Source organism: Aliidiomarina sp., assembly GCF_022565475.1.
In the GTDB taxonomy this organism is placed as follows: domain Bacteria; phylum Pseudomonadota; class Gammaproteobacteria; order Enterobacterales; family Alteromonadaceae; genus Aliidiomarina.
Map to the genome: position 1 here is coordinate 315,294 of NZ_JAIUMR010000002.1, position 24,341 is coordinate 339,634.

Here is a 24,341-nt window from a genome sequence, read left to right on the forward strand (position 1 = left end):
GTTTAACCAAGGTATGCGGTCAACATCCAAGCTGTTTTCTCTTGTTGACTAATGTAGTCAGCCATTAATGAATTCGTGCCTTCATCGCCTGCATTTCCAGCAAGCTCAAGAATTTCCCGCTGTAAAGCGATAACCGTTTTATAGCTGCCTAAAATGCTGGTGACGCATTCGCGGCCGTCGTGTAAGTCCTTCTCTTCTGCAATTGAGCTTTGCTCTAAATAGGCAGAGTAGGCATGACGCGGGCGCTGGCCGAGGGTTAAAATCCGCTCAGCGATTTCGTCGACTTTAAGCAGTAAGTCATTGTAGGTTTCTTCAAATTTTGCATGCAGTTCAAAGAAGTTTTCGCCGCGCACGTTCCAGTGAAAACCACGAACATTCATATAGAAAATTTGGTAATTTGCTAATAGCTCATTGAGTTTGTCAGCAAGTTTTTTCGCACTTTCCTGTTCTAGGCCAATAACATTCAATTGTTTCATCGCGTGGCTCCTTTTAATCGGATGAGTGTTTAACTCGTAATATTGAGTTTAACAAGTTTCGGCGCAATCTCGAGCGCTATCTTTCGATTGTACCATTCGCTTTTTTAATCGAGTTGCGTTGAATCAATAACCGTAAGAATAGGGTCATGATCCGACGAACGATAAGGCGTTGGTGCGTACCAATGCTCTTGTTGCCAAGTCGTCTTGTTCTCCAGCGGGTACTCGAACGCAACAGGTTCGTCGGAATTGATATACCAATGCGCCATCCCGATGACGGCGGAAAGCATACGTTCATGCACGAGCACATGATCTAAACTGCCTTTTTCGCCCCGAAAGACATACGAATAACCGTCCGGGTCGAAGTCATGGGCAAGGTTACGATAACCAACACCGGCCAATGCAGTCAGCGGATCTTCTTGTTTATAGGCATTGAAATCACCAAGTAGGACAAAATTGTCGTGCTCAATGCCGCCTGGGTTGGTGTCAAGCCAGGCTGCTAATTCGAGCGCCGTTTCGACGCGTAGTGCGTTCCAACACGCCTGGCCATCGCCTTGGTTGGCATTGGCGTCGTTGCGATCGCGCGGACAACCACCTTTCGATTTAAAGTGATTGGCAACAACCGCGAGCTGCTTACCAGAGGCGTTGACCTGAAAGTTTTGCAGCAGCGGTGGTCGGCTACCCCAACCAAAGGCACCATCGGTGGTCCAGAGTAAATCACCGACAGGCGTAACCTGTGCTGGTTTATAAATTATCGCTTGGGTGATGGCATCTGAACCGACACGATCCGTGTCAGCGCTGACGTAGGCAAAGACATCAGCACCTGCCGCTTCGTTAAGTCCGCGCGTTAAATCGGCTAGTGCGCTGTGTTGATCAAAGCCGTCATTTTCCATTTCCATTAAGGCATAGATATCGGCATCCAGTGCAATCATAGTGGCAATGGTGCGCGCGCGCTGACGTTCAAATTCAGTCGTATTCGCTGCGCCCCGTGGGGTTGGAAAGCCGCCACCTTGGCCGTCGCCATTGAAATAATTCAAGACGTTAAACGCGACCACACGAACGTCACCACCATCAATATCCGGCACTGGAGCACGCGGGTTGGTGGCGATAAACTCAGGTTCAGTGACAGGGTGCAGATGGTAATTCTGTCCCACGCGGACAAGGACGCCCTCGAGTTGACGGACGGTATCACCGCTGCGTACCGGGTTATCGATATGCAGCCCCCCAGTAGGATACGGAATTTGTTCTGGATACTCGGTGTACGAACCGTCGTCTAGAACGAGACGTTTTGCCTGATTGTTCGCACTATAAGCAGCAGCTTCGGCGCCCGGCGCGACCACTTGCGTTGCGGTCCACAATCGTTCACTGGCGAGGTCTAATGTACCAAAGCGAGCGAGCTGATAGTGACCAATGACGAGCAGGTCTTGATCAATTCTGACGCGTTGAAACAGATGTTCGCCCAACGATGCGTCGCTTGCTACTGGCAGCGTTAACGTTTGTGTTGTGACGGCCGATTGACCACAGTGGATGATATCGCTGACTTGGTGCAGTTCCCAATGACCTTGGCCCGATTGCACGGTCGCCGTTAGGTTGAGTTGATCACCAACAGTGACTGTACCAATCATCTCACTATCGTGGACGAACACCGCACCAGCAGCGTTGGGTGCTTGCATAAAGAAACCGCCAAGTTGCGACTCGCCGTGAAAGACACCATGGACGATACCGGTCAGGTTAATGGTTTGGCCTTCAGAGTCAGCAAGGCTTTGGTAAGTACTGACTGACGTCTCGCACTTCGGATCGACCGCGACTTGAGTTGGCGAGTTGGGGCTACACGCGGTCGCGACGAGCGCAAGACTAATACTCGCGAATAAGAGTGAAAATTTTGCGGTCTTCATTGGCTAGGTCCTTGGTCGGTCGGCTCGGGAATATTGACATGTGTCGGCTTTACCCGTTCGTCAGCGTAACAGCCAAGCACTTTTATAAATCGGGTCATCGCTTTCAGCTCTTTCCCTGCTTGCTGCCACTGTGGGTTTTGTTCGTGAACTGCAAGGTCGACATAGAATAACTCTTCCCACGGATTACCCGGCATCGGGCGCGATTCAAGTTTAATTAAGTTTAACTGATGCTCGCGCAGCACAATGAGCGCATCGGCCAGCGCACCAGGCTGGTTATGGGTCGCCATGATAAGACTGGTTCGCGCAGGCAGTTGCTGCGGTAGATGAACGGGGTGACGTTGCACCAAAATAAAACGCGTCTGGTTTTCTGGTTGGTCAGCAAGATTGCCAGCGGTGGCAATCAAATTAAACAAGGCACCACCATTTTGTGAACCCAAAGCTGCGAATCCGGGCTCGGTTTGAGCGGCGACATATTCCATTGCATGGGCTGATGATGGATAAGCGAGCACTTGAACGCCGTCAAGTTGGCTTAAATACTTTGAGCATTGCGCAATCGCTTGCGGATGACCATAGATGGTATGAATCTTTTCTTGCTCATGTTCCGGCCGCACTAAGATTTGATGTTCGACGGACAAATACGTCTCAGCAACAATATGCAGATGCGTGTGGCGTAAAAGGTCATAGACTTCATTAATGGAACCTGATGTTGAGTTTTCAATTGGTAAAATACCGAGTGGAGCGCGGCCTTCTTCGACGGCCGCCAAAATTTCTCGGAAGCTATCACAGGAGATCCCATGAAAACTGCATTGCCGCCGTGTTGCATAGCCCAATGCCGCCTGATGCGAGTAACTTCCCGCTGTGCCTAAGTGAGCAATGGTCATGGCGCCGGGGTGCTCGCTTTGCTGCATCCACGCTTGTTGGGTGAGAACCGAGTCTTCGATGATGACTTGATAAAGACGGGCCAAATAACTGGGGTCGAGACCTAGCTTCCGTCCTTGCTCCATAATGGTTAGGAGTAATGACGCTTCGCGTTCGGTATCACGCACCGAACCTTCTTTTTCCGCTTTATACTTGGCAACGGCGAGAGCGATATCGCGCCGCTCGGCGAGGGCTCGAATTATGCGCTGGTCAATCGATTCAATCCTGTCACGCAGGTCTTTTAGTTCCATTCTCACGTCCAATCATTATTGAAAAAACATCAGGCGTACAAAATAGCATGAAAGTCGCCGAAATTTCCTCGCTGTTTTTACCATTGCTGCGGTTCTGCAGTGAAAATCAGTTTGCCGGGTAGAGTGTGGTATAACTAACACATTAAGCTGTGACAAGAGTCTCAACGTCGCAGTCAATTGAATTCAAACAGAAGGACGAGAGTATGATAGCGGCAATTCTAACGATGATGTTCGTCACCGCAGACCCACAGGCCGAAACGCAAATGCTTGATGAGCGTCCCCATGTGGCATTTTTTAATAGCTTGCAGACACTTTGCGGTCAAGCGTTTTCCGGTCAAAGAATTGTTGAGCGCCCTGGGCGGGATTTACTCGCTGGTGATGAAGCTTTAGTGGTGCACTTTCGAAAATGTTCAGAGACGCAAGTCTATGCTCCGTTTCATATTGAGCGCCCAGAGCAGGGCGATTGGGATCGTTCACGAACGTGGATTTATACCTTGCACGAGGATCACCTCACGCTCAGTCATGACCATCGTGAGCCCGACGGATCAGACTCTGAAGAAACGGGCTATGGCGGGTTCACAACGTCCCCGGGCACTGCACAACAGCAACAGTTTATTTTTACCGAGCGGACAGGCGATCAAGGTGAAACCCTTGGTTGGCGGATTGAAATCGTGCCGGGCGAACGCTATAGCTATGGGACGATGGCCGACGGCGAATGGACGTGGCGAGTGGATTTCGATTTAACGACGAACATTCCAACGCCACCAGCACCATGGGGTTATGAAGGGCGGGAATAGTGATGAAACGGTCGTTGCGAAAAAGTTAAATCGACGAACCTGCGTCGACATTGCGAATTTCATGTTTATAAATACGCCAAAATTCGGGATAATGCCGGAGATTTAACAGCGACGCTGTCACTTTATTGCTGCTACTCATAGGGTCTCTCGTGGGAAAAACAACCATTATTGCTATTGCCGGTCCGTCGGCGTCCGGAAAAAGCCTTTTTGCCTCAACTGTTTATCAGGAACTCGTGGCGGAGCTTGGCGGTGAGCGTATCTCGGTGTTGTCAGAAGACGCCTATTATCGCGATCAAAGTCACTTGCAGTTAGAGCAGCGGGTATTGACGAATTATGACCACCCAAGTGCCTTTGAGCATGAACTTCTTGCTGCCCATTTACGTCAATTGCGAGCAGGTCAGTCAGTGGAGATGCCGCAGTACAGTTATAAAGAACATACGCGCTTGCAGAATACGATTACGGTAACGCCTGCGCGCGTCATTTTGGTGGAAGGCATTTTGCTTTTGTGTGACCCGCAGTTACGTGAACAATTTGATATCTCTGTGTTTATGGACACGCCACTCGACATTTGCCTCTTGCGTCGCATCAATCGAGACATCGAAAAACGTGGTCGATCACTGAGCTCGATTACCGAGCAGTATGAACAATACGTACGGCCAGCGTTTTTTGATTTTATCTTCCCTTCCAAGCAATTTGCCGATTTAGTCGTCACGCGCGGTGGACAAAATGAAATCGCCATCGACATTATTAAAACAAAAATTAGACAGTTGCTTGCTGAGTAATGCTAAGCTCAGCGATTAGGAATCAGAATAAGTTCGACCGAAAGGATAAGAAAGCATGATTAGCCTCATTGGTATGGCCGTGTTGTTGCTCGTGGCCTTTGCGTTTTCAACCGCAAGAAAAAATATTCGCTGGCGCACGGTTGTTCTCGCTTTTGCACTACAAGCGGGTTTAGGCGCATTTGTTCTATACGTGCCCGTCGGCCAAGATATTCTTGGTAACATCGCCTTTGGTGTAGCAGCGGTCATTGACTTTGCAGGCGCCGGTATCGCGTTTTTATTCGGTGATCTGGGTAACTATTCACAAGGCTTTATTTTTGCCATCCATGTCCTTTCCGTGATCATTTTCTTTTCGTCGTTAATCTCAGTTTTGTACCACATCGGCCTGATGACCAAGGTCATCAATTTAATTGGTGGAGCGCTACAGAAACTGCTCGGTACCAGTCGCCCAGAGTCGATGTCAGCGGCTGCGAACATTTTTGTTGGTCAAACTGAGGCACCACTCGTCGTGCGGCCGTTTATTCCGAATATGACTCGTTCTGAATTATTTGCGGTAATGGTTGGTGGCTTAGCGTCGATTGCAGGCTCGGTCCTTGCCGGTTATGCGGGCCTTGGTATCGAACTGAAATACCTGATTGCCGCCTGCTTTATGGCAGCGCCGGGTGCGTTATTAATGGCAAAAATCATTGTTCCTGAAACCGAAGAGCCGAACAATGAACTGTCGCATATTCCGACCGAAGAGCGTCGGGCGAACGTGATTGACGCAGCCGCTTCGGGTGCCTCAAGTGGTATGCAGTTGGCGTTAAACGTGGGTGCAATGTTACTTGCGTTTGTGGCGTTAATTGCCATGGTGAACGGCATCTTGGGCTGGCTTGGCGGTTTTGTCGGCAATGAAGACCTGACCATGCAGATGATTTTTGGTTATATCTTCCAGCCATTAGCCTTCATTATGGGCATTCCATGGGAAGAAGCACAGATTGCCGGGAGCTTTATCGGTCAGAAGCTCGTTATTAACGAATTCGTTGCTTACCTCGATTTTGCCAATTACAAAGACGAAATGAGCATGCAAAGCCAGGTGATTATTACTTTCATGCTGTGTGGTTTTGCTAACTTTTCTTCGATTGCAATTTTGCTCGGCGGTCTTGGTGGTATGGCACCGTCGCGGCGCAAAGATATCGCGACAATGGGTATGCGTGCGCTGCTCGCGGCAACGCTGGCTAACCTAATGAGCGCTTGCATTGCGGGCTTCTTCTTTGCCTTGGCGTCGTAATCGAGGCCAAGCTGCACTATCTGACAAATCTATACAATTAGTCTAGTGAATGGCCCTTCTGTATTTGCGATAATAGCCACCAAAATTTGAACTTGTTCAGGGTGTACTGCGTAAGCAGTGCATTCGCAAGTTAAAGGAGTGAACAGATGAATTTTGTACGCCAAGTAATGCAACGCCGAACGAGCAGCTTTTACCTCGCGCTTGCAGCGGTTATCGCTTTAGTTTTGTCGACTCAGACCGTGCAGGCAGATGAGATTGATACGTCAAACCCGTATAAATTGCTTGAGCAAGTCGCCAACCGTATGACTGATCGGATTAGCGCTGAGCGCTCGACGATTGAAGCAAATCCGAATTATTTGCGTGACATCATGCAGCAAGAATTATTGCCACATTCGGACTATCAATTTGCCGCGCGCGCAGTGATGGCCCGGAATTGGGGACGCTTAAACGAGCAACAGCAACAAGCGTTTGTGGAAGCATTTCGTGACTACTTGGTCACGACTTATGCGCGCGTGTTTACCCAGTACGACGAGAACAAGCATCGTATCGTGTTTGCGCCCGCGGGCAATTATGAGAATGAGCGTCGAGTCACCGTTCGTGCTCAGTTAGTCGAAGAGGGTGGACGCCCACCGATTCGAATTGAGTTCCAAATGCAACGCCGCAACCCGCAAGCACCTTGGATGGCGTTCGATTTGGTCGCTGAGGGTGTCAGTATGCTCAACGCACAGCGTTCAGAAATGGAAGCGTCATTGCGGCAGAATGGTATTGATGGAACCATTCAGCTCTTGCGTGATCGCGCTGCGGTTGAAATTAATCTCGATGAAGAATTAGACGTATCTGACTTTACTAGCTAATTGCCGTACCACATTTCAAATTCTAGTCCGATATGCCATGCGCCACGTCGACGCTCAGAGAGTTCACGACGTGGCCAATGCATCCCACTCCAAACTTCGAAGTAGAGCCAGTCACGTTTAAAGCGACTGCGATGAATTAAGCGAAAACCATAATCATTAACCGGTACTTCGGCTTTTGTTTCACCACGGTAGAAGATCTCCGTGGCAACTGCACGCTCCTCTGCGTAGACATGGTAGACCGCTGTACTGGCGCCCCAACGATAGCCTTCAACGCGTTCAGCTCGTGTGACATCAACTGCCCAACGCGCGAGCCATGAGGGGTCAGGGCTAAATTCCCAATCGAGTCCTTGATAGACACCGAAACCGTCGCTGTCACGCCAAAACAGACTGGTGCGAGAGCGTAACTGTTGACTGTCGGTCAAGCGTTGTTGGTAGATGTAGCGACCTTGGGTATAGAGGTCACCCTGCAATCCACGCCGAATACCGGCACTAAAACGAAGTCGACTGGTTTCACCTTGGCTCGGGTTAAAACCTAACCCCAGAATCCATTCGCGGTCATCTTGCGCGGAACTGAATATTGAAGCACGACGATAATTATCATCGCCAAAATTGAAATCGTCGACACTGGTGCGGCCAATAATTGCCGAAAAACGATTCTCTGTATTCGGCAGCGGGACTTCGACACGGAAACTGGAGTCAAGTCGAAAGCCATTGTATTCGCTCCACTGTGGCTCGATGGAGAGGCGACCTTGAGCGCGACCTGTATCTTCGAAACTGCGATTATCACCAAAAAAATTATCAAACCAGCGTGCGGTGCCATCAACCGAATATTCGACGCCAGATCTTAACGAGTCGAGCCATCCAAGCTCAAGTTCACTCTCCTTGTCGTCTTTTCCTTGCTCTTGTTCAGTTTTATCCTGTTCGTCACTCTCTGCTGGCACAGCAATACTTGTTGCTGAGCTTGCAGCAACAAGTAAGAGCAGGAGTGGCCAAGGATAGCGCATGTACTTAGTCCATTAAAAAGTTGATTCAACTTCTCAGCTTGCCCGATTCCTAACCGAAGGTCTAGATGAGGATGATTGAAAATTCTGTAAAGTTTTTGCGGTTCACCCTGTGCTATAATCCGCAACAATTTTTGTCGTGTTTTAGCTCGAAAGTCGTGTGAATTGCGCAAGCTAAAGCCACTTCAGCAGTCACGTAGTAAGGATGATGAAATGACCAAACATTACGATTATTTGAGTATTGGCGCAGGTAGCGGTGGTATCGCCTCAGCCAATCGAGCAGCCATTCGCGGTGCAAAAGCCGCAGTCATCGAAGCTAAAGCAGTCGGTGGAACGTGTGTCAATGTCGGCTGTGTACCGAAAAAAGTAATGTGGTATGGAGCTCATGTCGCCGAAGCGATTAAATATAGCGCAGCATATGGCTTTCAACTCGAACAAAAAGGATTTGACTGGGGCACGTTAGTCAAGAATCGTGAGGCCTACATCGAGCGTATTCATGGTGCCTATCATCGTGGTTTTGAAGGCAATAAGGTTGACTACATTGAAGGTTTTGCCAAGTTTGTTGGCCCTAACACCGTCGAAGTGAACGGTGAGCAGATTACGGCCGATCATATCACCATCGCTGTTGGTGGCCGCCCGACCATTCCGGCCGTGCCGGGTGCGGAATACGGTATCGATTCTGACGGTTTCTTTGCGTTGACTGAGCAACCGCAAAAAGCTGTCGTCGTTGGTGCTGGTTACATTGCTGTCGAAATCGCTGGTGTTTTACATGCATTGGGCACAGAGACGCACTTATTGGTTCGCCAAGACCGGCCTTTGCGGTACTTTGATCGCGATATCATTGATACACTGACTGGCTTGATGGAGCGCCATGGGCCGAAACTGCATACCTTTGCTGAAGTCAAAGACGTCAGCAAAGACGAAAATGGACTGTTGACCATCACGACCCTGAATGATGAGCAAATTACCAACGTAGATTGCTTAGTGTGGGCGATCGGCCGCGAGCCAGCGACCGACAAAATTGGCCTAGATGCTGCAGGTGTAAATACTGACGAACACGGCTTTATCCGCACCGATAAATACCAAAATACCAATGTGTCAGGTGTCTATGCGGTCGGTGATATTACGGGTGAGGCGCAGCTTACTCCAGTCGCAATTAAAGCGGGCCGTTTACTGGCTGAACGTTTGTTTAATTCGGCAATGCCAGACGCGCACATGGACTACAGTTTGATTCCTACTATTGTATTCAGCCACCCACCGATTGGTACGGTCGGTTTAAGTGAGCTTGAAGCGGTGGAACACTACGGTGAAGACGCAGTGAAAGTGTATAAGTCCGGTTTTGCTGCGATGTACAACGCGATTACTCCTTATCGCGAGCTTAGCCACTTCAAACTTGTTTGCGTGGGTGACGACGAGAAAGTCGTGGGCTTGCACGGCATTGGCGAAGGTATGGACGAGATCCTGCAAGGGTTTGCCGTGGCGATCAAAATGGGCGCGACGAAAGCTGACTTTGATGCCACGGTTGCGTTGCATCCAACCAGTGCTGAAGAGTTCGTGACGATGCGCTGACGTTTTTATTACCGTTACCGATAGAGGCCGCAACGTCATGTTCGCGGCTTCTTTTTTGTCCGTTCACGAGATATTCGGTGTCTTTGCAATTCGAAAAATTCGTCTATGATGAACGGAACACATTCAATTGAAGAGCAGCAGAAATGGATTTGCGTGCCGAACACTCGCTTCAAACCTATAAACAACGACTGCATGTCATCATAAATCGCCGACGTTCGCTCAACCTAAATAGCTTTGTTATCGCCGAACGTTTTGTGCAAGCGGATCGTGTGCCTGTTTGGCAAGGGCGAAAGGGCTTTGAAATACTCGGAAGCGAGCCGCGCTTGGAATTGCGCGGCGGGCATATTCGTAACCCAAATGATAAAACTGCCCAGCACTTCTTGCGCAATAAGAGCGAGTTTCGCGACCAACTTCAAGCCAATTATCTATCTGTTGCTGAAGGCTTATCATTTTCAGCCCAGCATCGCGAGCCTGCTTATCAATTTGTTGCACGGTGGCAAAAGCCCTGCGTGGTGAAGCCAGCGTGGGGTAAACAAGGGCAAGGTGTAACCGTCGGTATTCGCGACCGCGAGAGTCTTGATCTGGCCATCGATGAAGCAGTTGCAGCCAATCAAGGACGCGACGATATCATTTTGGAATTGCAGTTTCACCATGCTGAAGAAGCCCGGTTTTTGGTGGTTGGTGGGCGTTGTATCAGCGTGTTTAAACGACTGCCACCGGCAATTTGCGGGGACGGACAGGCGACAATTGAAACATTAATTGCGCAACGCAATGCGCAAAAACGAAAGAATCCAAATGAGTGCCGGTTACCGATTGTCCTCGATGGCAGCCGACTACGGCGGCTCGCAAAATACGGCTATAGCCTGAACACTGTGTTGCCCAGTGGTGAGTGGTACTGCATTGATGAGAAAGCGAGCATTAGCACTGGCGGTGACACCTTTGAATGCAGTGAGTATATCGCTGACGACTATAAAGTGATTGCCGAGCAGGTCGCTGAATTAGCCGCACCCGTGGCTGTAGTCGGTGTCGATATCATGGCAACCGACTTTCAACAGCCGGTTCGCGCGGATAATTATATTGTCTTGGAAGCGAATAGTGGTCCGGCGATCACGGGGCATCGCTATCCAAGTTATGGTCGGCCGGTTGATGTAGTGGCACCGATTTACGACTATGCTCAGCATCATTTTCATTTTTCGCCTATCGGTAGTCAGACAATCGCGGTCGCTGTGACAATATTTGTGCCCAGACAGGATGATCCTTCGCCGATGTGGCAGGTAGTGCTAGATTTACTCGCAGAGATGAATATAGAACCAGAGGAAAGTGATGCGCCGAGCAGGGTAGTCATCACCACGATTGAGAAAGACTTATTGCAGTTACAACAACGCTTTCATCAAGCCTTTAGTCAGCAGCAGGCGGCGCTTATTTTTAGCCAACGCACCCCATAAAAAAGGGCCGCTGTTCGCGGCCCTTTGGGTTTGTATTGTCGTCGGGATTAACGAAGATCGAAACGATCGGCTTCCATCACTTTGTTCCATGCTTTGACGAAGTCGTTGACGAACTTCTCTTTCGAGTCGTCCTGTGCATAAACTTCGGCAATGGCACGGAGCTGTGAGTTAGAACCAAACAGCAAGTCGATCCGTGTACCTTTCCACTTCTCTTTACCTGTGGCACGGTCTATGCCGACAAACTCAGAACCATCGTTCGATGCGTCTTTCCACTCCGTACCAAGGTCAGTTAAGTTGACAAAGAAGTCATTGCTTAAAGTACCTGGCTTGTCGGTGAATACGCCATGCTGCGAACCTTTATAGTTGGCGTCAAGCACACGTAAGCCACCAATGAGAACGGTCATTTCCGGAGCAGTTAAGGTTAGCAACTGCGCACGGTCGACCAGCATTTCCTCGTCAGAAACGGTAAAGCGCTTCGGCAGGTAGTTGCGGAAGCCGTCTGCTTCTGGCTTGAGAACTTCGAATGATTCGGCGTCAGTTTGTTCGTCAGTCGCGTCGGTACGACCTGGGTTGAATGGCACTTTAATGCTAAAGCCAGCATCTTTCGCTGCTTTCTCAATCGCAGCAGCACCGCCAAGGACAATTAGGTCAGCCAGCGATACTTTCTTGTTACCGTTTTGCTTGCTATTGAAAGCAGACTGAATCCCTTCCAGTTTCGACAAGACCTTATGTAGTTTCGTCGGCTCGTTCACTTCCCAATCTTTCTGAGGCGCAAGACGGATGCGGGCACCGTTTGCACCACCACGAGCGTCTGAACCACGGAAGGTAGAAGCAGATGACCAAGCGGTGTAGACCAATTCAGAAATACCCAGACCTGAACTGAGTAGCTCAGCTTTCAGTGCTTTGATGTCAGCAGCGTTGATCAACTCGTGGTCAACGGCTGGCACTGGGTCCTGCCAAATTAGGTCTTCAGCCGGTACTTCTGGGCCGAGATAACGAGATTTAGGTCCCATATCACGGTGTGTAAGCTTGAACCAAGCGCGAGCAAATGCGTCAGCAAACTCGTCTGGGTTCTTGTGGAAGTGCTCAGAAATCTTGCGATATTCAGGATCCATCTTCATGGACATATCAGCTGTCGTCATGATGATTCCGACCCGCTTCGCTGGATCTTCAGCATCCGGCGCGTGATCGGTCTCTGACAATTGTTTCGGAATCCATTGATAAGCACCTGCAGGACTCTTTGTTAGTTCCCAATCATAACCAAACAAGACGCCAAAATAACTGTTATCCCACTTGGTCGGAGTTGGTGTCCAAGCGCCTTCGATACCACTGGTGATGGTGTCTGAGCCTTTACCGCTCTTATAAGAGCTTAACCAACCTAGACCTTGTGCATCGATTGGTGCTGCCTCTGGTTCTGGACCAACATGTTTAGCGTCACCGGCACCATGACATTTACCGAAGGTGTGTCCGCCGGCGGTCAAAGCAACTGTTTCATAGTCGTTCATCGCCATGCGTTTAAATGTTTCGCGCACGTCCTTCCCTGAGCCTAGTGGATCGGGGTTACCGTCTGGGCCTTCAGGGTTAACGTAAATCAAACCCATTTGCACTGCGGCTAATGGATCTTCTAAGTCACGCTCGCCCGAATAACGGCTGTTTTCTTTATCACTGGTAGCTAGCCACTCTGACTCCGCACCCCAGTAGATATCTTCTTCTGGTTCCCAAATATCTTCACGACCGCCGCCAAAGCCAAAGGTTTTAAAGCCCATGGATTCGAGCGCAACGTTCCCGGTGAGGATAAATAGGTCTGCCCAAGACAGTTTATTACCGTATTTCTTTTTCACTGGCCAAAGTAAGCGGCGGGCTTTGTCGAGGTTCGCGTTATCTGGCCAACTATTGAGTGGCGCAAAACGCTGGTTACCAGTAGCAGCGCCACCGCGGCCGTCACCCATACGGTAAGTACCCGCTGCGTGCCAAGCCATCCGAATCATTAATGGGCCATAATGACCATAGTCTGCCGGCCACCAGTCTTGTGATGTCGTCAGTACATCTTCGATGTCTTTTTTAACAGCGGCGAGGTCGAGAGATTTGAATGCTTCGCGATAATTGAATTCATCGCCGAGAGGATTGGATTTTTTGTCGTTCTGGTGCAGAATCCTTAAGTTAAGTTGATTCGGCCACCAATCGTTATTTTTGGTGCCCGCACCACCCATGCTTGTGCTGCCACCGTGCATGACTGGGCATTTGCCCGCATTTTTATTCTCGCTCATGATCTTCCTCCAAAAAATGGACGCTCTAAGAAAATTACACCTATAGGTATAGCAACAGGCTCAGGTTCTCACAAACTTATAGAATCGTTTGCGTTAATAGGCTTTATCTATTAAAAACTTGAGTATGCATCGGTAGAAGCTTCTGCGGGTTAGTGCCAACTTCACGCCTGCGACAAAAAGCCGCCTGAACAGGCGGCTTGAAGAGTCATAAATAAACTCAATAGGTTATGGAATTTCGAAGGCGATTGCTACGCGATAGTCACGGCCTTGATGGCGCGGGTCAAAACGCCAGCGCTTTAATGCGTCAGACGCTGCATCATGGAAGATTGGGTCGGACGATGAAACTTCCACCCAAATGTTGTCCGTTGTGCCTTCACTCGTGATGTCAAAGCGCAGCAAGACAACATCTTCTAAGCCCTGCTCAACAGCCGCTTCTGGATAACGCGGATTGACGCGAACGATTGGGGTTGGTGTCGGCCGCTCGACACTTTCAGCGCTTGTCGTCATCAGTTGTGTCGCGCCAGCCGGGTTCAGTAAAAAGAACCAAGCGGCAACACCAGACGCAATCAGCGCGAGGAGAGGCCAGCGGCTGAAACCGCGCTGGATAGTGAGTTGTTGAATCCGTTGTTTCATAGGGTGTGCTCCATAGTGGTTAAGATGTGGCGTACCGAACTGCATGGCAGCCTTTTGCTCGTGCTGGAATGCTAAGGAGCTGGTGAGCAACGCCTCAGCATAGGTTTTTTTGTCATTAGGATACTGCGCCAGAATTGCTGCGTCGCAGGCGAGTTCCTGATCTTGGCGGAAGCTGCGATAGGCCATCCATGCCAAAGGATTGAACCAGTTGAAAGCAAGCAGTAGATAGGCAAATAGGTTGTAATGAAGGTCGCCACGCTGCCAGTGCAACCGTTCATGGGCAATAATCAAGGCTTGCTGGCGTTCGTTATAACGTTCGTGGAAATCACTCGGTAATAAGAGGCGCGGGCGGATTAAACCGCAAATCGCCGGAGACTTAATACTGCTTAAATGACAGGCTTGTAATGCATGGCTGTCATTCAGTTGTATGGCTTGTCCTTGACGAAGACGGTGATAGAAAAGAAATGAGGTCGTGATCATCCATGCGACTAAAGTGAACGCGCCCGCCGCCCAAATCCAAACCGAAAAGTACGAATTTGCTGCAACGTAGGATTCCGCGTTTTGAACAAGATCAGGCGTCACCGTAAATTGACTGGCAATGCCTGCGGTTACTGGCAAGCTCGGTAGCCAAGGTAATACAGCCGCGAGTGGCACAAATAACCAGAAACTATATTGAACCCGAGCACCGAGGTAATGCAAGACTGGGCGGCGCAATACAAGGAGTAAAGCGCAAGCTAAGGCGACCAGCCAGAGACTTGTCGATAAACTATTAATCATGACGTTTCTCCTCAAGTTGCGCGATCAGTGTCTTTAACTCATCAATATCCTTGTGACTCAAATCACCTTTTTCGGCGAAATGCGCCACTAGCGGTGTGACCTTTCCGGAAAAGAGGCGTTGGACAAAACTCTTGCTGGCTTGCTGCTGATAAGTCTGTTCGGAAATTGCTGGTGAATACAGGTAGCCGCGACCTTGCTTGGTAAAGCTTAACGCTTGCTTCTGTGTCAATCGGTTCAACATCGTTTTGATGGTTTTTTCATGCCAATCAAATTCTTGCTGCAATTCACTGACAATTTCTTGTGCGGTTTGCGGCGAACGACGCCACAACACCTGCATCACGTGCAATTCTGCATTACTAACTTCGACCATGATCCGCTCCGATTACAAATGTAATACATCTATTGATTACACATGTAATCCAATCGGTCAAGTTATTTTTTAATCGGGGTCTTTAAATTTATGCAGAATTAATTAACAATCAGGTAACAAACTGGGGTAAACACCAGACCAAAGGAGCGAGATGTGAAAAGGTTTACAACATTAATTGCAGCCAGTGCTTTATTGGCTTTCGCCTCGAGTGCGGCCATCAATGAGGTGCGGGCTGAAGAGCGTCGTGGCACCATGCTCGATGCTGTCACTGCACTTGCCAACCAAGAATTTAGCACTGCGTATAATCAGTTTCGTAAGTTTCTCGATCTTGGTAGTCCCGATGCGGCTTATAACCTTGGACTACTGGCGATTGAAGGTGCGGGCACCGAGTATGATCCGGTGCGTTCGCTTGGTTATTTCAAAGCTGCCGAGCAATGGGGACACCCTAACGCTGCGGATATTGCTGCGCAAATTGAACCACATTTGGAAGCCGATGAACTGACTGCAGCCACTGCATTTCAAGAACAGCTGCAAAGTGCGGTCATTATTCCATTTGATGCAGAACAGTGGCCGCGTCGGGAAGTTCGGTTACCCGAGTCCACGCGCCGCGATGTACCAAGCTATCCGGCACAAGCGGCAAGACAGGGCATTCAATCTTGGCTCGATTTACTACAAATCACCGCTCCGAATGGTCGTGTCATTACTTCGGTGCCGGTAAATACAGTACATCCAGGTATTTTCCGCAGTTTTAAACGTTCCGAAGGACGCTGGCGTTATGCTGCGGCGGATCAAATTATGCTGCGCACCTTACGGATTACGTTTCAGCTCGATGATGAAGAACAATTTGTTCAGGATATGGAGTCCGAGTATGCGCGGGTGTTGCCCTTAGCGACCGCAGGTATCGCCCAGAATCAGTTTTTCTTAGCGAACCTTGCCGCGCTGGCGCAAGACATGAATTATGCTTCCCAGCAATTACGTAATGTCGATGTACAAATGTGGTTAGAGCGTTCTGCTCGCGGTGGACACGTACAAGCTCAGCGCTACTTAGCCATGCGCTATGGTAAGAAAGAATGGGGCGAGCACTTAATTGCCCAAGACGATTTGATTACTCAGACGTATTATGGCTTTCAGCTTTACACGTATGGCGCAACCCCGGAACTTCGGGCGGAAGGGGAACGGCTAATTCGTGACGCGTCCTCTCGCGGCGAAGCGCATGCGCGGGAAGTTATCCGCCACCTGTAATCCCTGAACTGAGTTCGCAAATAAAAAGGGCCTGCTTTCGTCGCAGGCCCTTTTTTAGGTGTAGCAAATCTCGGTGCTACTCAGTGATACGCGGGGCCGGAATTTCTAAGCCCGATTGAAACAAAGTAAGGCTTGTCGCTGGTCCTTCGGCCGCTAGATTAAACTCCATTTCAATACCTATTTCCGCATTGTAAACACGCGTTTCGCTTTCCGGGTATACCGGGAAAGCACCTTGTCCGGTTGCTTGTGCAAGCAACTGCTCACCTTCGAGTCGCAGGGTAATTAAAAAGCCAGGTTGCAACTCGTAGGCGCCCAGCAAGCGCTCGAGTTGCTCTTTTCTAAGTTCCGCGCGTTGACGTGTTGCCACTTGGTCACTGACTCGCTGTGCAAACTCAGGTGTAGCGCTATTGACTTGGAAGAAGTTGACGCCAGACACAGATCCATTGTCAGCAAGTACCATGGTAAAATAGACCAAGGAATTTTCGAGGACGAAGGTCGTTTCGCTAACTGGATACGCTCGACTCGCGGTACCACCTTGACGTTGGCTGTAAAGTTGACCGTCACGAACCGTTAATGTGCGTTGGGTATTCGCGTTAATCTGATAAGTGCCCTGATAATGCTCAAGCGTTTCCGGGGCTAACTCAATGCGCTCGTCTTCAATAGGGAATGGCTGTCCCGCGGCATATGCTGCTAACCGGTAAGCTAAAGTCGACGGCATCGGCTGGTGGCCAGCGAAGTTGCTCAATACCACCACGGACACCTGGCTCTCTGGTAACCAAACTGCCGAGGTATTAAAACCATGAATACCGCCGTCGTGACTAATCATCGGCATGCCAGCGAGAGAACTCGTCAGTAAACCATAACCATATTCGCCAGTGACTTCGTCTTCGCGAATCATGGCGGCATAGCTTTCTGGTTGCAAAACCTCACCTTGGTGAAGCGCGCGTTGCCATTGATCAACAGCTAAAGCGGTTGCTTTCAATGCACCTGCGGCATGCGGCTGACTGAGGCTTATCCATGGCGCATTGACGACGCCTTGCTCCGCGTCGATTTGATAACCTCGGGCGCGGTGGCGGAGAATCGGTTCAGCTGGAAAATAACGCGTTTGCTCAATTCCAGCAGGCGCTAATAAGGCTTCGGCAATGTAATCGTCCCATGCTTGACCGCTCAATTTTTCGATAATGGCGCCAAGTAACACGTAACCAGAATTGTTATACCGAAACGCGCTACCGGCGGGGAAGTCAGGCTCTAAGTCCATAAAGGTATCAAGCAATTCCTCGGTGGTGACATGTCGGCGCATGGGGTCACCGGTGACATAGCCCGGAATATTGGTATAGCTTGGAATACCTGAGCTGTGGTTAAGTAACTGATGAATGGTCACATCGGCATAGCGGCTGTCTGGCCAAAACTTAGCTAACGTATCGTCCAGTGCTAACTGCCCTTCTTCGACCAGTTTCATGATCGCAGCGGCCGTATACTGTTTGGTAACCGATGCAAGGCGCATGATACTTTGCTCAGACAATGGTACTGCCATTTCCATATCGGCCATACCCACTGCGCCGGAGAAGATGACTTCGTTTTGTCGTGACACAACAACGGTTGCGCCAGGCATATCTGCCGAGTAGACCGACTCTAGGACAGATTGGTAATAATTTGGTTGCGGAGCCGGGCTATCGGCGGCTGGTGATTCAGCCTGATTACACCCGGTTAAAGTCATGGTGACAGCGAGAGCGCTGAACACAGTGCTGCGAAGCAAGAGTTTCATAATAAGGCCTTTGAGATATTGTTTTTGTTTTACTGCAACGTAACTAGGTAAACGCAACTATAGCGAAAATATTCCCATCTGCGAATTTTTCCGATGGGATTGTTTTTATTAGTGAATTTGAATATTTGTGAGAATTCCGTATGATGCGAGATTCTATAGGTTTATGCAGTTGTAGAAGGAGCCAAATATGCGCGTCAATTCATGGGTGATCGGTGTGGTTAGTGCAACTATGCTCGCCGCCATTCCCGCTCAGGCGGAAACATTACCCAAGCCAATCGAAATGTTGGCACAACAAGGACTGACGATTGTCGATACCTTTGAAGCTCCTGGCGGTCTCGTCGGATATGCTGCGCGTTTTCAAGGCCAAGCCATTGCCCTTTATCTCACCCCAGATGGCGAGCATGTGCTAATTGGTAACTTATTGAATCTAGACGGGGAAGATATCGCCGCTGAACCGCTCTATCAAGCAGTGACCGGGCCAGAGCAGGAACGTGCTTGGGATTTAATGGCCAATGCTAAGTTAGTGCAAGATGGTGATGTAAACGCACCGCGCGTGATTTACACCGTCACGGACCCCAACTGTCCTTATTGCCATCGTTTTCGTGAAGCAGCACAGCCATGGATAGATGCAGGCTTAGTGCAACTGCGACATTTAATGGTGGGTATTATTCGCGAAGAGAGTTTGACCCAAGCTGCCGCGATTATGGGGGCTCCTGATACTACAGCTGCGCTCGAGCAACATCTGGCACGACTGAATCGAGGAGGCATCGAAGCCACACCTCGTTTCGTGCGCATTGGCAATGAAGTCATTCGGGACAACCACCGAATTATTCGTGAGCTGGGTATTAGTGCGACACCTGTGGTGTATTACCGTGACGAGAATAATCATGTCCAAGTGATTCGCGGCATGCCGCAGCCGACGATGTTCGAAGCTGTGTTCGGCCCGCGGCCTTAATCCTTAATTCAAAGAAAAAACAGCAGCTTATGGCTGCTGTTTTTCATTGTACGCATAGATTCCTCTGGGCGGTAAGCCCTAGTATTGAACATCGCTTTGCAGTTCGCTATGGTAACACAGATTTAACAATTGGAGGTTCAGTAGGACTCCTCACTTTACAGATTATTCTGTAACAGGAGTGGAAGCCAAAGGTAATTGGCAAGCGGTATTCACTTCTTCTCAAATAACAATAACTTGGAGAAGAATCATGGCATTACGTCTTATTAAAACCCTTTTAGTCGCGGCAGTTGGCTTGATGTGTTTGTTCTATGCGTTGCAGAACATTGCCAATTTAAATGCTGCTCACGGCTTTGTTTCGGCGGTCTTTAGCAATGCTGGGCACGAAGCTTACCCCAACACGTTTTTCTTTGCGATCGAGTCATCTCTCATTGTCTGGATTTGCTTGATCTTCATCATTGCATTGGAATTACTCGCTGGCATCGTTGCGTTAGCAGGCGCATTCGCGATGCTGCGAGCGCGTCAAGGCGATGCACTTGCGTTCAATAGCGCGAAGTATTTTGCCTATGTTGGAGCAGGTATTGCTTTGCTGGTTTGGTTTGGTTTATTCACCGTTTTTGGTGGCGCATTCTTTCAAATGTGGCAAACCGCACTCGGTGCCGGTTCGCTGGAAGGCTCGTTCCAGTATTTAGGTTCTATTGCCTTAGTGACATTATTTGTTAGTATGCCCGACCAATAACGTTAAACACCTGCCGAGGCGACCGTGCCGCGGCAGTTCGTTGTGGAGTGGGCAAGTGAAGTCTTATTTAGATATCTCGCGCTGGCATCGCCATGCGCATTTTGAGTTTTACCGTCGCTTCGATGAACCATTTTTTGGCTTGTGTGTGGATATCGACTGTGGCGATGCATTAAGCCGATGCAAGTCAGCAGGCCATTCATTTTATTTGTTCTATTTGCACAAGATCGCTCACGTTGCGAATGAACTTGAGTCGTTCCGCTATCGATTGGAAGATGACCGCGTTGCTGTTTATGAGCAAGTGGCGATTGGCTCCACGGTTGCGCGTGACGATGGTAGTTTTGGTTTTTCTTATCTACCATTCCACTCTGACTTCGAGCAGTTTTGTCGTGATGCGGAAACTGAGTTCGCTCGCGTGCGTGCGCGCTCCGACCTTGAGCCCTCGAATGGCTCGGATAACGTCATTCATTTTTCTGCGGTGCCATGGGTTAAATTCAGTGCACTCAGTCACGCTCGTCATTTTTCCCACGCCGACAGCTGTCCGAAAATTTCGGTTGGCAAAGTATCGACTGTCCCGGCCTTTGCGGATGACGGTTCAGTGATTGCTAAGCAGGTCATGCCAGTGTCGGTGCATGGTCATCATGCATTGATGGATGGTGCGGATATAGCGCGCTTTACGCAGCGCTTAGAGCAACTTTTAACCGCGGGTTAGATTGAAAAAGGCAGCGCTTGGCTGCCTTTTATGAGTATTCCTAAACGCTACCATTGGGCGTTGTGAAAGACACGCTGAACGTCGTCACAGTCTTCGAGCATGTCGAGAAACTTTTCCATCATCGGCAAGTCATCAGCGGGCAGATCCATCATGGTTTGCGGCACAAACTGAATTTCGTCGACTTCAAATTCAACGCCGTCAAAAGCGGCCAGCAAGGCTTCTTTGGTTTTTGCATATTCAGTGTGCGGGGCAAACACGGTAATTTGACCGTCTTCTGCTTCAACGTCTGTCACATCCACGTCCGCTTCCATCAAGGCTTCGAGGACGGCGTCTTCATCGTCGCCGGCGAATTTGAAAATAGAGCAGTGATCAAACATATGCGCAACCGAACCTGGCGCACCGAGTTTGGTTTTCGTTTTCGTAAAGCAGTTACGCACTTCGCCAACCGTCCGGTTTGGGTTGTCAGTTAAGCATTCGACAATCACCATACAGTTCCCGGGACCAAAGCCTTCGTAGCGAGCGGGAGAATAATCTTCGCCACCAACGCCAGCAGCTTTATCGAGCGCATTTTGAATGACATGAGCCGGCACTTGGTCTTTGCGCGCCCGGTCAATTAAGCCACGCAACGATAAGTTGGCAGCGGGGTCGGTACCACCACTTTTGGCAACCACATAAATTTCTCGACCGTATTTACTGTAGATACGACTTTTTGTTGTAGCTGTTTTAGCAATTGAATCTTTTCGGTTTTGAAACGCGCGACCCATAATCAAATCCTGTCTTACGATGAATGAGCTTCCGCTGCCGTTTGCCATCGCAGCAAACTTGCGGAATGCTGAATTTAAAGTGGTCAGAATTCTACCGTTGCTTGCGCTAGATTCCTAATATTTTATGGTGATTTCCATCGTCGACCACTTTTCATGTCCCCAGTGTATTGCATATAATTCCGCCACTTCAACATTTGCCGCTCGGCAACATGCTTGATGTTCAATGGTTTCTGTCGTTGGGTATTGAGTGTAACTACATGAGTTCTATTAATCCGTGTGTGACGTGTGGCGCTTGCTGCGCGAATTTTCGTGTGTCTTTTTACTGGGCTGAAGGCAATGATGCCCCAGGTGGCTATGTTCCTGCTGAATTGACCGAACAGGTGAACGCTTTCTATCGTTGTATGCGCGGAACGAATAGTGGAAGTCCAAGCTGTGTTGCGCTGCAGGGTGAGATTGGCGGCGTGATCAGTTGTTCGATTTACGCAGACCGGCCAAGTCCATGTCGTGAGTTTGACATCAGCATCAACGGCTCAAATCCAGCCTGTGACCGAGCGCGGGAAAAATATGGCATGGCATCGTTAATTACAATTGTCGAGGTCGCTTAAAGGGCGGCTATGTGACTTTAAGATGAATAACAGCGCGAATAAACAAAGGCGATTTTATTTTCATGTTCAGTATGAAAATAAATCATCTTAAATTCTCGTCACTTGACCGCAACTGAGGGTTTTCCCCTTGTTGTCAGACCAGTGATCGCCTACGGTAGAGTCTGTTTCTAAACTCACTCTAAAGTCGTGTTCACACTGAATGCATGAACGCATCAACAAGGATAATTGCTTGCCAACATTAAAAGTTCTGCAGCAGTTTGTACTGCATGTTAGTTTGATCGTGCTGTTGGTGTCGGCGAACACAATGGCGTCGGATGACGTGGATGTGCAGTTGGAAGCGCACTTGGATCAACTCCTCGGTCCGGGGATGTATCCTGCTGATCGCAAAGGCTTCGCTGAGTTGCTCATGGATATGACGCCGGCGGTACCGGTATCAACCTATGTTCGAGCTTGGGGTTACCGAGCACTAGAGCTTGCACATGCCGAGCAGTCTTACACGGCTGCCGAAGAAATTAGTCGTCGATTGATAGCGCACGCACAACGTTTTTCCAGCCCTAACGCCCTTGCGGAAGCTTATGCTTTGAAAGCGGAAGTTTATGGTGTGCAGGACAAACGTCATGAAGCAGCGCGAGCTATCGGTGAATTTCAGCGCCATGCGGATGGCATCACTAACCCGCGGATTCAGTTTTTCGGCCACAATGTCGCAGGCCGTATACTCATGGCAGCGCAGCAACATGAGCAGGCACTTGCACACTTTCTGCAAGCCCAAGAAGCGATCGCAGCAGAAACAGGTCAGCAGAATGTGCGCCGCAGGCAATTCTTAACGATGCATATAGCGCGCTTGTATGCAACGACGGAAAACTTTGAAGCAGCGGATCAGATTATCCGCTCCACTATTGAGGAAGGACTTCGTTACGATGTCCACCATCGGTTCCCAGACTTATATCTGGTTCAGGGTTATGTACTTGGACGAATCAGTACACGGGAGAGCGCGATCCATTCATATCGTCAGGCGATCCATTGGGCGAATGAATTAGCTGATATCCGTATTCAAATTATTGGACGCAACAATATTGCCTCAGAGATGATCCGCCAAGGTGATTATGATGGGGCTGAAATCTTGCTCCAGGAAGGCCGCGCAATCGCTGTTGAGCATGAGATGTTGCGTGAATTGCAATTCATCGAATTTAATTTGGCGGACATCGCTGTTAAACGTGGTCATCATCAGGACGGTATTGAGCGAATGCTCGCGATTCGTGAAGTGATTGTTGCCCATGGCAATGCCCGTGACGAAATTGAAGTGCTGTTTTATCTGGCAGAGGCCTATGGTGAGATCGGCGCCTATCAAAAACAAGCGGAAACACTGCTTGAGCTCCATGAAGTGCGCCAGCGTGTGTTCCGTTCGGACCGAGAACAGCTCATGGCCGAAATGCAGGCCCGATACGAGGCGCAAGATCAAGCGCAGCAGATTGAGTTATTGCAGCAAGAAAATTTGCTGCGAGAGCAACAGCTACAGAACACACGTTTGTTACGTGCGATTATGTTCTTAGTTGCGGTGGTATTGGCTTTCATTATTGTCGCCATTGCCTTGGGTTACCGTGCCTCGAAGCGCAAGAATGAACAGCTAAATGAGGCAAATCGCCGCCTGCATCAACAAGCCTTGCAAGATCCATTAACGAGATTAGGGAATCGTCGTCATTTTCAAAAAGTTATGCAAAAACGCAGCGCAGCAGGTGTTGCTCCAGACGCTGCATTATTTATCCTCGATCTGGATAACTTTAAACAAATTAACGATACGCTCGGCCACGCTGCTGGTGACGAAGTGCTTCGCGAGGTTGCTCGTCGATTGCGCGTCGTATGCGGTGACCAAGCCGAAATTATTCGTTGGGGCGGTGAAGAATTCTTGATTTTGGTGTCTGGCCAACAGCGAGATCAATTAATCGAGCTGACGCAGAATTTGTTGTTGTCACTCAACCAAGAGCCGGTGATGTATGACGATGAGAACATTTTAATTAGCGGTACCATCGGTATGATCACGCTCCCATTTGCGGGTGTCGACGAAGCGCGCTTGAATTGGGAAAAAGCTCTGCAACTTGCCGACAACTTGCTTTATATCGGTAAATTGCAAGGCCGTGATCAAGCGCATTGCCTGTTTGATTTACGCGCAGACTATGCGGATTATGAAGGTGCTCTGTTTCGCGAATTCCAGACGGTTTATGACCAAGGTGTTTTAGACGTGATTAAAGTTTCTGTGAAAGTCAGCTAG

General features: G+C 49.3%; 21 protein-coding genes. 12 read left to right on the forward strand and 9 right to left on the reverse strand.

Annotated elements, in window-relative coordinates; translation table 11 throughout:
* Nucleotides 1-2 precede the first annotated feature (2 nt).
* The 3 genes from LAT77_RS03180 to pheA all read right to left on the reverse strand — a co-directional run bounded on the left by LAT77_RS03180 (nt 3) and on the right by pheA (nt 3,537).
* A complete protein-coding gene (locus LAT77_RS03180; RefSeq protein ID WP_290563094.1) occupies nt 3-476 on the reverse strand; it encodes a Dps family protein in 474 nt (157 codons plus the stop codon).
* A 104-nt stretch (nt 477-580) separates the two neighbouring features.
* The gene (locus LAT77_RS03185; protein WP_290563095.1) at nt 581-2,368 is read right to left on the reverse strand and encodes an ExeM/NucH family extracellular endonuclease; all 1,788 of its coding nucleotides are present in this window, start codon (nt 2,366-2,368) and stop codon (nt 581-583) included.
* Complete coding sequence (pheA, locus tag LAT77_RS03190; RefSeq protein WP_290563096.1) at nt 2,365-3,537, reverse strand: prephenate dehydratase; 1,173 nt, start codon at nt 3,535-3,537, stop codon at nt 2,365-2,367. The genes LAT77_RS03185 and pheA overlap by 4 nt, the downstream gene beginning before the upstream one ends.
* A 203-nt stretch (nt 3,538-3,740) precedes the next feature.
* Here pheA and LAT77_RS03195 point away from each other — a divergent pair, with 203 nt between their 5' ends.
* The 4 genes from LAT77_RS03195 to LAT77_RS03210 all read left to right on the forward strand — a co-directional run bounded on the left by LAT77_RS03195 (nt 3,741) and on the right by LAT77_RS03210 (nt 7,237).
* Nucleotides 3,741-4,334 (forward strand): hypothetical protein, encoded by a 594-nt coding sequence (locus tag LAT77_RS03195; protein WP_290563097.1) that lies wholly within the window; start codon nt 3,741-3,743, stop codon nt 4,332-4,334.
* 149 nt (nt 4,335-4,483) lie between these two features.
* A complete protein-coding gene (gene udk / locus LAT77_RS03200; protein WP_290563098.1) occupies nt 4,484-5,116 on the forward strand; it encodes a uridine kinase in 633 nt (210 codons plus the stop codon).
* A 55-nt stretch (nt 5,117-5,171) separates the two neighbouring features.
* The gene (locus LAT77_RS03205; protein ID WP_290563099.1) at nt 5,172-6,383 is read left to right on the forward strand and encodes a NupC/NupG family nucleoside CNT transporter; all 1,212 of its coding nucleotides are present in this window, start codon (nt 5,172-5,174) and stop codon (nt 6,381-6,383) included.
* Between the two features lie 146 nt (nt 6,384-6,529).
* Nucleotides 6,530-7,237, forward strand: a complete 708-nt coding sequence (locus LAT77_RS03210; protein ID WP_290563100.1) for an ABC transporter substrate-binding protein — start codon at nt 6,530-6,532, stop codon at nt 7,235-7,237.
* Here the strand turns inward: LAT77_RS03210 and LAT77_RS03215 are convergent.
* On the reverse strand, nt 7,234-8,241 hold the full coding sequence (locus LAT77_RS03215) for a hypothetical protein (RefSeq protein ID WP_290563101.1): 1,008 nt from the start codon (nt 8,239-8,241) through the stop codon (nt 7,234-7,236). The two genes, LAT77_RS03210 and LAT77_RS03215, sit on opposite strands and share 4 nt — an antisense overlap.
* 210 nt (nt 8,242-8,451) lie before the next feature.
* Here LAT77_RS03215 and gorA point away from each other — a divergent pair, with 210 nt between their 5' ends.
* Nucleotides 8,452-9,807: a glutathione-disulfide reductase gene (gene gorA / locus LAT77_RS03220; RefSeq protein ID WP_290563102.1), complete on the forward strand. Its 1,356-nt coding sequence runs from the start codon at nt 8,452-8,454 to the stop codon at nt 9,805-9,807.
* 143 nt (nt 9,808-9,950) lie between these two features.
* Complete coding sequence (locus LAT77_RS03225; RefSeq protein ID WP_290563103.1) at nt 9,951-11,252, forward strand: hypothetical protein; 1,302 nt, start codon at nt 9,951-9,953, stop codon at nt 11,250-11,252.
* Between the two features lie 47 nt (nt 11,253-11,299).
* Here LAT77_RS03225 and katG read toward each other — a convergent pair whose 3' ends face one another.
* The 3 genes from katG to LAT77_RS03240 all read right to left on the reverse strand — a co-directional run bounded on the left by katG (nt 11,300) and on the right by LAT77_RS03240 (nt 15,299).
* Nucleotides 11,300-13,519, reverse strand: coding sequence for a catalase/peroxidase HPI (gene katG, locus LAT77_RS03230; RefSeq protein WP_290563104.1), 2,220 nt, complete (start codon nt 13,517-13,519; stop codon nt 11,300-11,302).
* Nucleotides 13,520-13,744: 225 nt separating this feature from the next.
* Nucleotides 13,745-14,929 (reverse strand): TonB family protein, encoded by a 1,185-nt coding sequence (locus tag LAT77_RS03235; RefSeq protein WP_290563105.1) that lies wholly within the window; start codon nt 14,927-14,929, stop codon nt 13,745-13,747.
* Entirely contained in the window at nt 14,922-15,299 is a 378-nt protein-coding gene (locus tag LAT77_RS03240; protein WP_290563106.1) for a BlaI/MecI/CopY family transcriptional regulator, read from the reverse strand. The genes LAT77_RS03235 and LAT77_RS03240 overlap by 8 nt, the downstream gene beginning before the upstream one ends.
* 153 nt (nt 15,300-15,452) lie before the next feature.
* Between LAT77_RS03240 and LAT77_RS03245 the strand changes: the two genes are divergently transcribed.
* Nucleotides 15,453-16,541, forward strand: coding sequence for a hypothetical protein (locus tag LAT77_RS03245; protein ID WP_290563107.1), 1,089 nt, complete (start codon nt 15,453-15,455; stop codon nt 16,539-16,541).
* Nucleotides 16,542-16,617: 76 nt separating this feature from the next.
* Here the strand turns inward: LAT77_RS03245 and LAT77_RS03250 are convergent, their stop codons facing one another.
* Entirely contained in the window at nt 16,618-18,306 is a 1,689-nt protein-coding gene (locus LAT77_RS03250; RefSeq protein ID WP_290563108.1) for a serine hydrolase, read from the reverse strand.
* Between the two features lie 187 nt (nt 18,307-18,493).
* Between LAT77_RS03250 and dsbG the strand changes: the two genes are divergently transcribed.
* From dsbG to LAT77_RS03265, 3 genes are all read left to right on the forward strand, one after another.
* Nucleotides 18,494-19,261: a thiol:disulfide interchange protein DsbG gene (gene dsbG, locus LAT77_RS03255; protein WP_290563109.1), complete on the forward strand. Its 768-nt coding sequence runs from the start codon at nt 18,494-18,496 to the stop codon at nt 19,259-19,261.
* A 247-nt stretch (nt 19,262-19,508) separates the two neighbouring features.
* Complete coding sequence (locus tag LAT77_RS03260; RefSeq protein ID WP_290563110.1) at nt 19,509-19,997, forward strand: DUF2165 family protein; 489 nt, start codon at nt 19,509-19,511, stop codon at nt 19,995-19,997.
* Nucleotides 19,998-20,052: 55 nt separating this feature from the next.
* Nucleotides 20,053-20,706, forward strand: a complete 654-nt coding sequence (locus LAT77_RS03265; protein ID WP_290563111.1) for a CatA-like O-acetyltransferase — start codon at nt 20,053-20,055, stop codon at nt 20,704-20,706.
* A gap of 47 nt (nt 20,707-20,753) precedes the next feature.
* Here LAT77_RS03265 and LAT77_RS03270 read toward each other — a convergent pair whose 3' ends face one another.
* Entirely contained in the window at nt 20,754-21,470 is a 717-nt protein-coding gene (locus tag LAT77_RS03270; RefSeq protein ID WP_290563112.1) for a YebC/PmpR family DNA-binding transcriptional regulator, read from the reverse strand.
* A 257-nt stretch (nt 21,471-21,727) separates the two neighbouring features.
* Between LAT77_RS03270 and LAT77_RS03275 the strand changes: the two genes are divergently transcribed.
* Nucleotides 21,728-22,075, forward strand: a complete 348-nt coding sequence (locus LAT77_RS03275; RefSeq protein WP_290563113.1) for a YkgJ family cysteine cluster protein — start codon at nt 21,728-21,730, stop codon at nt 22,073-22,075.
* A gap of 229 nt (nt 22,076-22,304) precedes the next feature.
* On the forward strand, nt 22,305-24,341 hold the full coding sequence (locus LAT77_RS03280; protein WP_290563114.1) for a GGDEF domain-containing protein: 2,037 nt from the start codon (nt 22,305-22,307) through the stop codon (nt 24,339-24,341).